Annotated in this window: 12 protein-coding genes and 2 pseudogenes; 3 read left to right on the plus strand and 11 right to left on the minus strand. The window is 33.8% G+C overall.

Translation table 11 applies throughout. From position 1 onward, the window contains the following. Nucleotides 1–33 precede the first annotated feature (33 nt). Together ABH968_RS26040 and ABH968_RS26045 are read right to left on the minus strand one after the other, a co-directional pair. Nucleotides 34–880 (minus strand): annotated as a pseudogene (locus ABH968_RS26040) (MBL fold metallo-hydrolase). Nucleotides 881–1030: 150 nt separating this feature from the next. After that, complete coding sequence (locus ABH968_RS26045) at nucleotides 1031–1789, minus strand: class I SAM-dependent methyltransferase (RefSeq protein ID WP_370048686.1); 759 nt, start codon at nucleotides 1787–1789, stop codon at nucleotides 1031–1033. Between the two features lie 690 nt (nucleotides 1790–2479). Here ABH968_RS26045 and ABH968_RS26050 point away from each other — a divergent pair. Together ABH968_RS26050 and ABH968_RS26055 are read left to right on the plus strand one after the other, a co-directional pair. After that, on the plus strand, nucleotides 2480–3052 hold the full coding sequence (locus tag ABH968_RS26050) for a GNAT family N-acetyltransferase (protein WP_370048688.1): 573 nt from the start codon (nucleotides 2480–2482) through the stop codon (nucleotides 3050–3052). A gap of 144 nt (nucleotides 3053–3196) precedes the next feature. Then, nucleotides 3197–3580 carry a ribosomal maturation YjgA family protein gene (locus ABH968_RS26055; protein WP_370048704.1) on the plus strand — a complete coding sequence of 128 codons (384 nt, stop codon included), beginning with the start codon at nucleotides 3197–3199 and terminating at the stop codon, nucleotides 3578–3580. 83 nt (nucleotides 3581–3663) lie between these two features. Here ABH968_RS26055 and ABH968_RS26060 read toward each other — a convergent pair whose 3' ends face one another. After that, nucleotides 3664–4509: an alpha/beta fold hydrolase gene (locus tag ABH968_RS26060; RefSeq protein ID WP_370048706.1), complete on the minus strand. Its 846-nt coding sequence runs from the start codon at nucleotides 4507–4509 to the stop codon at nucleotides 3664–3666. A gap of 356 nt (nucleotides 4510–4865) precedes the next feature. Between ABH968_RS26060 and ABH968_RS26065 the strand changes: the two genes are divergently transcribed. After that, entirely contained in the window at nucleotides 4866–5351 is a 486-nt protein-coding gene (locus tag ABH968_RS26065) for a tetratricopeptide repeat protein (protein WP_370048690.1), read from the plus strand. A gap of 46 nt (nucleotides 5352–5397) precedes the next feature. Here the strand turns inward: ABH968_RS26065 and ABH968_RS26070 are convergent, their stop codons facing one another. The 8 genes and pseudogenes from ABH968_RS26070 to ABH968_RS26105 form a co-directional block, all read right to left on the minus strand. Then, the gene (locus ABH968_RS26070; RefSeq protein WP_370048692.1) at nucleotides 5398–5619 is read right to left on the minus strand and encodes a DUF3955 domain-containing protein; all 222 of its coding nucleotides are present in this window, start codon (nucleotides 5617–5619) and stop codon (nucleotides 5398–5400) included. A gap of 10 nt (nucleotides 5620–5629) precedes the next feature. Continuing rightward, a complete protein-coding gene (locus tag ABH968_RS26075) occupies nucleotides 5630–5848 on the minus strand; it encodes a helix-turn-helix domain-containing protein (RefSeq protein WP_053484019.1) in 219 nt (72 codons plus the stop codon). Between the two features lie 12 nt (nucleotides 5849–5860). Continuing rightward, nucleotides 5861–6340, minus strand: a complete 480-nt coding sequence (locus tag ABH968_RS26080; RefSeq protein ID WP_370048694.1) for a DUF2975 domain-containing protein — start codon at nucleotides 6338–6340, stop codon at nucleotides 5861–5863. Between the two features lie 1667 nt (nucleotides 6341–8007). Then, nucleotides 8008–9066, minus strand: coding sequence for an NAD(P)/FAD-dependent oxidoreductase (locus tag ABH968_RS26085; RefSeq protein WP_370048696.1), 1059 nt, complete (start codon nucleotides 9064–9066; stop codon nucleotides 8008–8010). An 80-nt stretch (nucleotides 9067–9146) separates the two neighbouring features. Further along, nucleotides 9147–9269 (minus strand): annotated as a pseudogene (locus ABH968_RS26090) (DinB family protein); the annotation flags it as partial. Between the two features lie 198 nt (nucleotides 9270–9467). Then, nucleotides 9468–9761, minus strand: coding sequence for a YhfM domain-containing protein (locus tag ABH968_RS26095; RefSeq protein WP_370048698.1), 294 nt, complete (start codon nucleotides 9759–9761; stop codon nucleotides 9468–9470). A gap of 562 nt (nucleotides 9762–10323) precedes the next feature. Beyond that, nucleotides 10324–12297, minus strand: coding sequence for a S9 family peptidase (locus ABH968_RS26100; protein WP_370048700.1), 1974 nt, complete (start codon nucleotides 12295–12297; stop codon nucleotides 10324–10326). Further along, nucleotides 12284–12769 carry a DinB family protein gene (locus ABH968_RS26105; protein WP_370048702.1) on the minus strand — a complete coding sequence of 162 codons (486 nt, stop codon included), beginning with the start codon at nucleotides 12767–12769 and terminating at the stop codon, nucleotides 12284–12286. The genes ABH968_RS26100 and ABH968_RS26105 overlap by 14 nt, the downstream gene beginning before the upstream one ends. Between the last annotated feature and the right edge of the window lie 242 nt (nucleotides 12770–13011).

Genomic DNA, 13011 nt, shown 5'->3' on the forward strand with positions numbered 1-13011 from the left:
TGTTTCTTCGTCCTACAGAGACTTTTTAATATGTTAATTCATGAATTTGCCATGATTAGGTAAAGCAATCTGCTCAAATTCAGTCGCTAATTTATGCAAATTTCTTGTAAGCTCTTCCCCCCTTCATTGGTAATCCATGGCCTGTAATAGCAACTGAAGGTTTTAATGCCTCTAATTTTTTTACGGAATCCCAAGCAGCCTGCCAATCCGTCGTGAAATATCGTGGCGGGCCACTAATTTCCTTTTTTTGTAGCAACACTTTGTAAAGCGACTCTTGTTGAACCGTACAAAATGCATCTCCAACAATTAACGCTCGATCCTCTTCACGAAATAAAGATATATGCCCTGGCGTATTACCCGGAGTATGAATCCAACGAAAACCTTGCATAAATGGAATACTGCCATCGGACGGAAGCGCCTCAACGTTGTTTCCTAAGTTAATAGCTTCATTCGGGAAAATGGATGACACTTTTGCTATTAAGCCACCATTTACAACAGGATCAGGTTCAGGATAATTTTTTTTACCAGTTAAATAAGGTAATTCTAATGGATGGGCATAAACCGGCATACCCCAATGTTCAATTAGATCAATTAACGCCCCAACATGATCAAAGTGACCGTTCGTCAAAATTAATGCTTTAGGTCGACTATTTGATCCAAACCTCTCCTCGGCTATTGAAATAATGTTATGTGCACTTTTTGGCATACCAGCATCCACTAATACAAATTCACTTTTATGAGGTTCACCGTAAAGCACAATATTTACAATTTGAATCGTATGTTGGTATAAATCAGCTAATACTTCAATACCATCTCCGCTCCATATTGAAGTTGCTGGAATATATTTAAAGTCCCTACCATAATTCATATCTTTATGCATGGAAAACCCTTCTTTCTTCATTGAAATATAGACAATCATATTTTTCCTTTATACAGTAAAAATAAAGCAAGAAAAAAATGGGTTTTAATAAAAACTAAAAAAACTGCTAGATATTTAGCTATTTTCTTAGCTAAAATCTAGCAGGTATATTTATTTACGAACAGCTTCAAATGTAATTAGTGAATGCTCTTTTAAAGGCTTCTTGTTATATACATATTCAGCGGAGCAAGTAATATCAGAAAAACCTATATTTGTTAATATAAGCTTGAATTCTTCTATTCCGTACCATCTTAACGGAAATCTTTGTAACTCTGTATCAATTAATTTACCATTTCGCCATTTTTCATATTTTATAACGGTTAACGTATATTGATCGATCCAGTTCATTTCAATGGCTTTTCTTTCTAATGAAATTCCTTCCTCTTGCGAAATTTCATAGTAGGATGAAGTTATTTCCCCTGTCCGCCAGTCTGTAGGTAAAAGCAAGTCTAGAATTAGTCGGCCTCCAGGGATCAAATGATTATACATACATGTTAATGCATCCATCGCATCTTTTGAGTTCTCGATTAAACAGAATGAACCTGTCGGCATAACAATCGCTTCATATTTTGAGTCTAATGAAAAATTGCTTAAGTTACCTTCATATAGATTTGGCTTGAATCCTCTTCCTATACAATGTTTTCGGCATGAATCTAACATTTCATGAGAGTAGTCGATTCCCTCAACATCATATCCATTTTCAAGTAAAGGGATTAAAAAGCGTCCAGAGCCAACTCCTGCTTCAAGTACTCTTCCCTTAGTTCCTTTTAATCGTTCAAGATAGTATTCAATATCCCCACCAATAGAATATCCTACTGGTTTTGTCAAATCATAAAGTTCCGTACATAATGGACCGTAATAACTATACATGGCAATTCCTCCGATTATTTGCAGAAGAATCTATTCATTTTTCACTTAGTTCTTCCACACCTTATTTTTGTTTGATGGAAAAATAGAGCTGACTATCATAATAAATCACTCGCTTTCTGTATAATATAGTAAAATTATACATAATAAAGTAATGTTGCGCAATATGTCTATTTTATTTCTTATCATCAATAGTGAGGATGACACTTGTTGATTGAAGTGAAGACTGGGCGACTCCTTGGGGATCAGCAATAGAGGAACGAAGGCTATAACCATCACGTCCTGTGATAACGCCTTCGTGACCAACTTCGGTGCCGCTGCCGCTTCGCTTTCGCGCAAAAAACATCTGTTGGCCCAAGACCCTGCAGCGTATCGGATGTTTTCTGTGCGAAAGCGTAGTGCTAACGTAGCGGCAGCAACTGGGTTTTGTCTGTGAAAGCGATGCGACAGCAATAGGGTTTTATCTGTGCGAAAGCGAAGCGTCAGCAACAAAGCGCCCAGTCGGAACGGAAATCAACCTACGCTTAGGTGAAGAGCCTATTTTTACAAGCACAAATTATCAAAAAACATTTATAGTCTATCTTTAATATTGTCAATAGAAAGGGGCTATGGTATGGATTATTTGTAAGGATTCAAAACTCAATTGAATATTGCCTCTTCAACTTAAAGGGGTAAAAATAAGGAGAGAATACTATGAATATCAAAAAAGTGTTTGCAGAGTTCCCATTATTAAGCTCCGAAAATTTAGTGCTTAAAAAAGTTGAAGATGTACATTTACGGGAAGTATTTGCAATCTATGATAATGAAAAAGTCTTTGAATATTGTGGGATAATCCCGAAACATAATATCCAAACAGTAGGTAAAATGATCGGTCATTTTGACAGAGATTATCAGAAGAAAAACAGAGTTAAATGGGGCATTTTTCAAAAGTCTCATAGCGATAAATTAGTAGGTATTATAGAAGCAATGGATTTTAATCAAAAAGTGAATATGGTGACGATTGGTTACTTTTTTGCAGAGGATTATTGGGGTAAGGGCCTTGCAACGGATGCAGTTAAAATACTTGTCAAATTTTTAATTGAGGAAGTTAATATAAATCGAATACAAGCTGAGGTTATGCCATTAAATGAAGCATCTAAAAAGGTTCTCCTGAAAAATGGTTTTTTAAAAGAAGGACTTTTAAGACAAGCTACGTTATGGTCTGGTAAAGGGGTTGTAGATTTAGAAATATACGGATTGCTTAAGGAAGAGTACAAGGTGAACTAAATATTTTGGTAATCTTTCGTCAAAGGTGCATACACACATAATTCTTCCGGACATCATTTATGAGATAATGAATTAATATTTACAACCGAAAGAGTGATTCTATTGACTAATGAGCATAAATCTATCAACTTACAATACCGCAACATGCGAATAGCTTATTTGATAGCTATTGTTATCACCATCATATTAGGTCTATCTTCCAGAAAATGGAGTCTCTTACTTCCGTCATTTATAGCGCAGAACGCAGGGGACATGCTATGGGCTATGATGGTCTATTTCGGATTTCGATTATTGCTAGTGCGTAAGAGCACCCTAACAGCCATTTGGCTCAGTTTTTTGTTTAGCTTCGGCATTGAATTTAGCCAGTTGTATCAGGAAGACTGGATTATTCAGATTCGTGGGACAACGCTCGGGGCTTTGGTACTTGGCAAAGGTTTTCTTGTAGCGGATTTGGTTCGATATACAGTAGGGATCATAATCGCTACTGTATTAGATAAGATGGCACTTAAGTTCTCTTTTCGAAGTTAAATGAACAATCGCTAGGGAATTTTATTAATTCTCTAGCGATTTTGTATTTAGGGTTATAAATTAATGAACCTTATGTCATCATTCTATTTATTAATCCAATTGATTAATTCTCTATCAAAAGTATCCGGTTCTTCAAACATCGGGTTATGGCCACTTTTTTCAAAAATGATCTTCTTCACATTTTCAAATGAATAATCAATTACTTCCCAAAGCGAAACAGGAGCGACTAAATAATCATACCTTCCTAACCCTACAAAAATAGGTTTATCTAATTGAGCCATAGATTGGATTAAATTTCGTTCAGCAAAAGCTACACCCCAAAGGTAATCAATAACTTCCATATTTGTATATACGCCATCCCACATATAAGCTGCATCGAACGTATAATCATAAAAGCTATGCGCTCCCATGCGAATACACATATGCACAAATCGTCTTTCTGGATCATTGTGAATATCATTCTCTAAAAATGCAATATCATGCTCAAATTGCTTTGTTCGCTCAGCACTGGCTGTCTCATTAAAAAATGAAAAACTTTGCTGCTGTCTCTCTTGACTGTTTGTCGGTGCCGAATTTAATAAAATTACCTTCTGAACATACTGAGGATATTTTTCGGCATATGCCAAAGCCATAAATGCATGTCCAGAATGTCCTAAAATGATGAAATCCTCAAGCTTTAGCCATTGTCTTGCTGTTTCAATATCCTCTACAATTTTATCCAAAGTATAACCTTCTTTCTTTAAAGAACGAGGAGGCTTCACAAAACCTCTATGATCTAAGAAGATAAATTGAAAATGTTTATATAAATTTTCCGAGAACAAGCGTGGATAATAAACACTGCTACCCACTACCAATATTGGCTTACCTTGTCCCTTCACACAATATTTTAAATCAAATCCTTCACTAAAGATGCTTTGATAATTATTCATCATAATCGTCCTCTTTTCTTTTTATATAGAAGAGCTATCAACATTATGCTCTTCTTTCTATCACTCCCTTTCTTTTTTACATTCCCGTGTTTTCTCCATAGAACGCTCAAGCATTCTGATTCACCTCTATTATTATTTTATTAATTTGAAAACGCTGATTACGCTGTGGACAAGCGTCAAGCCGCTTTGTTGTTGTCGCCTTCGCTACAGATAATCACCCAATATTTTTCTGATCAATATGCCTGATAATATAGAAAAGTAAAACTTTTAAAATTAGAATCAAGTATACAATGATAATGTAAAAGTTTAAAATTATTAAATATTAAGAAAAATAGAAAGTGAGAGGATACAAGACAATGGATAAGCGATTACAACACATCATTACTTTAAGAGAGAATGGTCGATTGGAAGAAGCAAATCAATTAATGATAGCACTAGTTCAAGAAGAGCCTGAAAATGGATACTACCAATTTCAGTGTGCATGGACATATGATTCATTAGGAAAAGAAAAAGAGGCTGTCCCCCACTACGAAAAAGCAATTCACTTAGGGCTTAAACCCGAAATTTTAGTAGATGCTTATGTAGGATTAGGTAGCACCTATCGTACATTAGGGCAATATGAACAGGCGAAACGTATTTTTGAACAAGCTATGAGCGAGTTTCCGGAAGCCGAACATTTAAAGGTTTTCTATGCTATGACTCTCTATAATCTTAGTGAACATTCAAAGGCTATGGAAACTTTATTAAATACATTAATTCTTACTAGTAAACATGAAGGAATAAAAGATTATAGCAAAGCCATTAAGTTTTACAGTGATAAGCTAGATCAAACTTGGGAATAACACAATAAAAGATCAGGCTCCTGTTTGTGAACCTGATCTTTTCATTTTATTTAACTATATTTGTCTTTTTAACGGTAGAAAAAATTGCAACAAATAATATTGAAATTATACCGGTAAAGAAAAATAAATAACTTAAAGGAATTAAAAAGAAGTTTCTTTCTATGAGTGTTCCATCAGGCAATAATTCATCACCAATAATTCCCTTCATAAATAAACATAAAACTCCTATTACAATCGGTAAAGTTGCAATCATATATTTTTTCATCATTCTTCCCCCATTATTCATTATTTTCATTTTTTCTGTATTCCAAAATGTCACCTGGTTGGCAGTCTAAAACTTCGCATATTTTTTCTAACGTAGAAAATTTAACGGCTTTTGCTTTTCCGTTTTTCAAGATAGAAACATTCGCCATTGTAATGCCTAGTTTTTCCGATAATTCTGTAACACTCATTTTTCTTTTAGCCAGCATGACATCGAGATTTACAATGATAACCATCGTTTACACACCTCAAATCGTTAAATCATTATCCTGCTTTATCTCACTTGCTTTTCTTACTAAATAAGAAAGCATTGAAGTAAAGACAGAGATCACGATTGCAAAGAATAAAATAAGTAACATAATTACTAGGACATCCGTGTGGTAGTTACCAATCGCAAAAATATAAAGTAACGCAGCTACATATAAAACACCTTCGATCATGGCTAACACACTTATTATTTTTAATCTATCTGCATTCTCGACCGTAAAATCTTGATTGGAGCCAATATCCGTACATATTTTCCAGCCTAAAGCTAATGCTATAAAAAATGGAATCCCTGTTATCCAAATAAATGCAATAAATGGTTTATACAACGCTAGTAGTCCTTCTGAATCCAGTAAGACTTCCTTCCCTGTTTGTGGTCCAACATAAACACAGAACAATAAACCAAATAAAGCACAAAATATAATTATCAATTTTAACCATCTTGATAATTCTCTTTGTTTCATAAAGCACCTCTTTCATAACTTGCTAATGACATAATAGATTGCCACTCATTCCAAGTCAATAAATATTTATCGTAAGACAATAAATATTTATTGTTCCTAAAGATATCATCCCCTTTTTTCACCCAAAATGCTTGTTAAATACGATTAATATGATAAAATAAGAACATGTATTCGCTTTCTCTTAATTTTTTCACGGGAATATTTTTTCATTAAAATAAATCGGGTGCGAGAATATATCTTAGAATACAATATCTAATGTCGGATAATCTGTAGCTTGACAATAAAAAAATGGTCAGTGGATGAGTGGAGACGGAACGACTCCTTGGGGACCAACATCGTATTAGCCCAAGACAGTTCAACTTTGTTTTAAACCAAAATTTGGTTAAATTAATGATATTAACCTTAATATGAGAACAAATCTAAAGAGCATGTTTTGAAAAAAGATTGATCAAAACATGCTCTTATTTGAATGTGGTAGATAACTTTTTAAAGCGTGATTATTTTTGAAATCCTTATTGCACTAACCCACCCGATAGTTTAAGTGTAATTCTTCACAAATCAAGTCTTAAAAGGGCTATTCAACAATTTTACTTTTTTATGGTCGCAACTAGGAAAAGGTCGGATAATTTTTCTACAACAGTTAGTTTATTTTCAATTATCATCTTAGACTCTTCACCATACTCATGATCTAATATATAGACAGGAGGATTATTTCCTTCGTGTATATTTATTGCGTAAGGATTTCCAATACCTATTTCTAATCCGATACAAATATAACCGTTTTTATGTACTGCACATCCAGGAACATATAATAATCATTCTTCAATAATGCACTTTGGATTTAAGAATTCTATTCGTAATACAGCTTCTTCATCTAGAGGAACCACCAAATTACTATCACACACTTCTACCGTAGTCATTAATGTTATCGAGGAGTCAAGTTGGTTAATGAAATAATTACAAGTGCTAAAGAAATGATTCAAAGGTCTGGAGCATCTTCTAGGATAGCGACAGTTAGAGAAATAAATGATCTAAATGAAAAACTAGATATTAAACTTCCATAATGGTTCCATACAATTAGAAATATTTACTTCTTCTTTAATTAACGCTTTCATTAAATTTCTTTTTACATTATACATCTACTAAAAAGTCCGTCAAATACAGCCTCACTTTTCAACTATTGCACCCCGTTAGCCATCCATGAAGCGCAAAAATCTGCTCTTCACCACAGAAAATGAAAGATGATTAAGTTCTTTCATGGGAGTTGAGGATACTAAACTCAATAATTTTCTTTTTTCCAACGTTTATATTCTACAAACTCTAAAAAACCATAAGCTGTTATCTCAGGAAAAACTGCACCTAATTTTTCTTCTAAAGGAATCTTTTATATACAAAAAAAGAAACGGATTTGGGAACTGCTTTTCGTCCAAATCCGTTTCTTCAATTTATCAATCTAAAATGTGCTTCATTACAAATTTATTTAAGTATTAACGAAAACGACTTTGCTTTTTATATTGATGTATGCTAAGGCATGTTTGTCAATCGCTGAACACCTACTGCACTGGGATACTTTAATGTAGAATTGCTTTTTGACTTATCCCAGCATGATTTAAATTCGATAATTGGATTACTCATTTTATTCAACTATTATGATTTTAGAAAAAGTATTATTCATTTACTGGGTAAAATCGAGATAGTCTACAACCTACTAGTTCTTCTAACTGCACATTATCTACGATTTCCTTCGCAACCAATCGACTAATAATAGGAGATAACGTGATTGCAGAATGCATAACTGCTAAATAAAGTCCTTTTATTTGATCATGAAAACCAACAATAGGGTAGCCGTCTATAGGCATTGGTCGCTTCCCTACTTGAACACTATCTAGCTCAAGATACTCTCCATTTTTCAAATCATTTCGAAGGGTCTCAAAAGCTCTTTTTCCAACCTCTTCCGGTCCGTTTTCTCCATGGTCATCCAAATAATCTTCAGCAGCAATTAAAGTAGTATCAGATAGTTGTCTTGCCTCAAATCTTGAATTAGAAATTAATGTGTGAATAAGCTTTTTTGGAGATTTCATATGAATAATAATAGAAGGTGATGACTCAACAGGAACATCAATGCTTAGAGGCTTACAAAGTTCAGGTAAAGCTGTACCAGTTGCCAATACAATGACATCTGATTCTATAAAGCCTTTTGAAGTATGTATGCCAACAACTTTAGCGTCCTCCTTTTTAATTTGTGTTACTTTTGTGTCGAATAAAATATTTACCCCATTTTCTTGCGCTTTCTTTACTAAAAGATTCGTTAGAATATTAGGGTCTACCGCACCTTCTTTAAAAGCATATAGAGCTTCCTTTGGATATTCTTTTAAATGAGGTTCTAAGTCCGATACTTGCTGGCGAGTTATTTTTTCTATATAAGATTTATGGATGTTTGCAGGAATTCCCCATGAAAGGGAGCCGTTCCAATCTACCTTTAATTCTGGGATCTCTTTTTCCAATACATGATATTCTGCTAATGACCCGTCATACAAATGTTGAAAGTTATCTGGAACACGCCCTGAAGGATTAATCCAAGCAAAGGAAGTTGATGTTACACCACATCCTGCTTTTGAATGGCTCTCAACTAAAGTGACATCCTGATTTTCCTTTGATAGATTATAAGCAATAGATGCACCAACAATCCCTGCACCAACAATTATAACCTTTTGCTTTTTAGTCATTACTTTTCCTCCTTGTTCTATTTCTATAATTTATAGTATACGTTTAATCGTTTAAACTCAGTTTACCCTCCTGCTCTATTAACATGATGAATGCTCCATTTGTCCGATGCGGGCTTGTAACGAAGCTCCTCCTCGCTTAATCCTTCGATGGCTTCCCGAAGCATTGTGTATCCTAAGGCGTACTCTTTAATTAAGTCCTCCAATTCAATACCTCCTATTTTCAAGTAGAGCTTATTTAAATACCAATAAATATATATTCATGTTTTTGGGTAAGAATCCTTTTATTTTTTCTCAACTAACCCGTTAGCCATCCATGAAGCGCAAAAATCAGCTCTTCACCACAGAAAATGAAAGATGATTAAGTTCTTTCATGGGAGTTGAAGAGTATACAAGACAGGGAATTACTTTATTAATTCTTCTTCAGTTAAAATTTCATATAGATTTGCTGAATCTTGCTTTGTTAATTTTACGTATCTATCGCTATCAGTAACAATTTCTAAATTTTCACCATTTGGGCTAACCCAAAGTAAATAAGAGGCTATTTTGTTTTCGCTACTGTTCTTAAATGGAAATTGAAATTGGTAGTCAGCATATCGTGCCATTTCTACTTTTTTATTTTCCCAATTAGCATTTTTAACTATATCTTTTGCTTTTTCCACTTGTTTTTTTTTGATTGACTTCTTTGAAGTCTTCAAAAATATTTTCTTCACCAGTTCGTTTCTGTACAGTTATTTTTTGCCCAACCATTTCATTCAAACAACCTGAAGTAACTAACATAACAGCTAATAAAGAAAAAAATAGGATTATTTTTTTTAACCTGTTTCCCCCCTAATTATTACTTTCTTATAGCACTAAACTGCTTCGTTACCTCAATAAGAAAAGCTCCTTTTTAGCTTGATCTTAAACTCTTGCCCCCGTTAATTTAAGTGTAATTCTTCACAAACTATTAGCAGGTTTAGTTAAAAGTTTTTTTTATGTGAATAAAAGAACTGAGTGAGAAATAATGCTCAGCTCTTTTGCAGAGATCCAGTTTCATAACTGTACGATTATATTATTTCCGTATATCTACAAAGGTAAAGAGAGCTTAATGCCATAACGTCGCTATAAATTTATAAATTAATGTAGTTGCTAGAGTATTATACAGTGGAAATTCACATAGAAATCATAGAGCTACAATCACAGGCTAAATAAGAAAAAAAACTTCCTTATGAAGACTGTTTCATCCTTTTGTATCCTGTGAGGATATCCATTTATTAATTATAAAACCCTGAAATCTTCCATATTTTCTCCAAGAATATAGTGTGAAAACCACATCAAATTCTGCTTCATAATAGCCACATTAATTCCTGGATGGTCAGAACTATATGCCATTCCTTTAAAAATAATTAATTCTGTATCAACTTCCATATCCCTTAATCCTTGATATAGCTCATATGCATTTGGAGTTGGAACTCTTGCATCCTTCTCGCCATGTTGAATTAAAGTGGGAGTACAGGCTGATTTAATATATGTCATTGGTGATGTTTTAGTATATATCTCTGGATCATTCCATGGATCATTTCCTAAATACATCCTAATAAAGTAAGGTATATCTGTATTTACATAATGGGTACTCCAATTAGTAATTCCACCTCCAACTGAAATAGCTTTAAATCTACTACTAAATGTAGAACAGAAAGCTGATACATATCCCCCGTTGCTCCATCCCATAACCCCTACTCTATCTTTATCTGCAATCCCTTTGTCAACTAGTTTATCCACTCCAGATATAACATCATCGTAGTTAGCAATTCCCAGTTTTCTATAGTTTGCTTTTAAGAATTCATTACCATAACCAGAACTTCCCCTGTAGTTTGGTTCTAAAACTATAAAGCCTTTTTCGATAAACTGTTCAATAGGATATTTCTCATTAAAACAGCCTGAAAATATTGGAAAGGATGCCCAAGCCGGTCCACCATGGATTACCACTAATAAGGGATATTTTTTATTTACGTCAAACTCTACTGGGGTTGATAAAACTCCCTCTATTTCAAGACCATCACTACTTTGCCATGAGATTATTTCCCTGTTACTTTTAAGCTTTCCATTGAAAAAGCTATTTTCATTCGTTATTTTTTTATCGTCTAAATAGATTTCAAAGGTTTCATTTGTTATAGCCTTATTATAGGATATATGGTTTCCATCCCTTGTTATAGAAGCATCCATTATAAAGCTATCTACTTTTTCGCTTAACATTTCCACAGTGCCATTCTCAGATAACAACCCAATAAGATAATTAGTTTTATTCTGCCATCTAATTAATATTCCTTTAGCTGTCCAACGTAATGGAATAACCGTACTATCAAAATCTGTTAAAGGTTGAATTAGCTCTCCATTATTAATATCATATATCTCGAGCGTACTGTCTTGTATATGGGTCTTATAGTAATCCTTCTCCCTTATGCTTGCCGAGTAACATATTTTGCTGCCATCAGGAGAAAAGCAAACGCTCCCTCCCAACAACTTATCTATGTTCATCTTTTGTAGCTCTCCAGTTTTAATATCTAATAAATATAGATCTCCATTAATAGTATCTCCCATATTTGGGCTTGGTGTAGCCATTAATACAACCTTTTTCCCATCATTTGAAATATCAAATTCATGGACATGAAAATCCTTACCATCAGTTAGTTGATCAACAACGCTATTTTCGTGTTCATCTTTATCATTTTGTATCACTTTTTCTATTTCAATGTAATATAAACAATTATTCTGGTATTCCTTACCTATATGAAGGAAATCTCCATATAGTTCCTTACGTTTCTTTATCGTCTCAGATTCTTTTGACTGTGCAACATAATATAAACCCTTGCCAGTAGGCTCCCATTTGAATTTACTGACCCCTTCTTTCTCATCAGTAATTTGAACCCCACTATAACCATCTATGGACTTAACAAAAATCTGATTTTTCTTAATATCCCCGCCACCAACTGGGCTAAGGTATGCGATATCTCTAGAATCTGGAGACCATAATGGGTATGTACTCTCTATATCCCCAGTTGTTAATGGGTAACAATGCCCCTTATCTTTTTCATATATCCATACATCATTCCTATATTTATTGTCTTTCCAGTTAGTTGTCTTCTTGACAAATGTTACGTTTTTGCCATCATCACTTATGTTTGTACCTGATAAGGCTGGTAATGAAATAATCTCTTCTATACTTAGATATGTTTTTTCATTCATTTTCATTAATAAACCCCCTCGTTAACTCTCTTCCAATAAAGTTAGCAGGTACAGGGCTTAGTTCTAATTCTCTTGCCCAAACAGAAAGTTGACCTATGTGGTGAATTTCGTGAGTAATTATATGGTGTAATATTTCATCAACAGTGTATTTATCTTTATCCCAAGAAACACTGACTAGTTTTTCTTTTAAACCTCCTAAATTTATTTTTATAAATTCAGCTATTTCATTTCGTAATTTATCTGAAAGTGATTTAACCTTTTCAAGTGTATTATAATCAGCAAACTGAAATACTACATCTTCTTTGCCTTGAATGCCACGAATCCAACTATATTCCACATCAATTATGTGAAAAAGTGTATATAATATATTTCCTACTCCTCCCCTGCGGTCTTTTAACAACTCTTTAATTGTCAGTTGATTGCACCAGTCAAACCATTCATCTCTTACCTGCCAGTTGTATTCAAAGAATTTAATCATTGTAAGCACTCCAATCTAACTTATTACTTTATATTTCGATGTAATCCAACTATTTCCTTCTTCAACTAACCTGCTTCTTTCGTTGAAGCAGAATCCGTTCCGCGACACTTCAGTTATGGCATCACCCAAAATAAAAGAAACCACCTCATATTAATATGTACCCTTTGTAAAGGACATTTTAAAAAAGGTTAGGCAACTTTCTGAAGCTGCTGTCTGTATTTTGCAGGCGGCAGCTTATTTAA

It is taken from the genome of Lysinibacillus sp. RC79 (genome assembly GCF_041262405.1).
Lineage (GTDB): Bacteria > Bacillota > Bacilli > Bacillales_A > Planococcaceae > Lysinibacillus.

Coding starts and splice junctions, on each gene's coding strand:
- ABH968_RS26045 (WP_370048686.1), bottom strand. CDS start 1,789: ATGTATAGTTATTACGGTCCATTATGTACGGAACTTTATGATTTGACA.
- ABH968_RS26050 (WP_370048688.1), top strand. CDS start 2,480: ATGAATATCAAAAAAGTGTTTGCAGAGTTCCCATTATTAAGCTCCGAA.
- ABH968_RS26055 (WP_370048704.1), top strand. CDS start 3,197: ATGCGAATAGCTTATTTGATAGCTATTGTTATCACCATCATATTAGGT.
- ABH968_RS26060 (WP_370048706.1), bottom strand. CDS start 4,509: ATGAATAATTATCAAAGCATCTTTAGTGAAGGATTTGATTTAAAATAT.
- ABH968_RS26065 (WP_370048690.1), top strand. CDS start 4,866: ATGGATAAGCGATTACAACACATCATTACTTTAAGAGAGAATGGTCGA.
- ABH968_RS26070 (WP_370048692.1), bottom strand. CDS start 5,619: ATGATGAAAAAATATATGATTGCAACTTTACCGATTGTAATAGGAGTT.
- ABH968_RS26075 (WP_053484019.1), bottom strand. CDS start 5,848: ATGGTTATCATTGTAAATCTCGATGTCATGCTGGCTAAAAGAAAAATG.
- ABH968_RS26080 (WP_370048694.1), bottom strand. CDS start 6,340: ATGAAACAAAGAGAATTATCAAGATGGTTAAAATTGATAATTATATTT.
- ABH968_RS26085 (WP_370048696.1), bottom strand. CDS start 9,066: ATGACTAAAAAGCAAAAGGTTATAATTGTTGGTGCAGGGATTGTTGGT.
- ABH968_RS26100 (WP_370048700.1), bottom strand. CDS start 12,297: ATGAAAATGAATGAAAAAACATATCTAAGTATAGAAGAGATTATTTCA.
- ABH968_RS26105 (WP_370048702.1), bottom strand. CDS start 12,769: ATGATTAAATTCTTTGAATACAACTGGCAGGTAAGAGATGAATGGTTT.